At 35.4% G+C, this 509-nt stretch carries 1 protein-coding gene and 1 pseudogene; both read right to left on the reverse strand.

Annotated elements, in window-relative coordinates:
- Positions 1-420, reverse strand: a 420-nt coding sequence (locus LI091_RS18405) for a helix-turn-helix domain-containing protein (protein ID WP_442860792.1), incomplete at its 3' end; no start/stop codon positions are given.
- Positions 383-509: pseudogene (locus LI091_RS18810) on the reverse strand (IS607 family transposase); the annotation flags it as partial. The gene LI091_RS18405 and the pseudogene LI091_RS18810, both read right to left, overlap by 38 nt.

Below are 509 nucleotides of genomic sequence, written 5' to 3' on the forward strand. Positions count from 1 at the left end.
TGTTGGAATATATCCTTTTTCTTTGATACGGACCCAACCAAGTGACGGAATATTGATTCTATGCCTTTCGCAACGACAATCCTTTGGATTATTCTTTACAAAATACATCTTTACATCAGATCTGCCTTTCTTTTTGAACTTAGGAAAAGCACTCTCGTGATTGAAAAATCTTGTAAAAGCAGTTTGTCCATTATTTACTGACTGTGTTACTGCTTTTGAATAAGCTTCCTTGATCCACGAATACTCCGGATGCTCAGAAAGATATTCATTGTTAAGCCAGACTCTAAACCTGTTACTGCTCATAAACTTTTCACCGTTGTTGTAAAGTTCTTTATTATGGGCAAGATAGAAATTATAAATAAATCTACAAGTTCCTATCGTCTTATGAATCTTGACTTTCTGTTCCTCTGACGGATTTATTTCCGTCTTGAAGCTCTTTAGCAATTTCCACATCCCTTTCTATTTGTTTTTTATACTTACGAAGTCCGTACAACCTGCAAGAGAACACA

Origin of the sequence: Blautia sp. MSK20_18 (genome assembly GCF_020553125.1) — a bacterium.
Taxonomy (GTDB): domain Bacteria; phylum Bacillota; class Clostridia; order Lachnospirales; family Lachnospiraceae; genus Blautia_A; species Blautia_A fusiformis.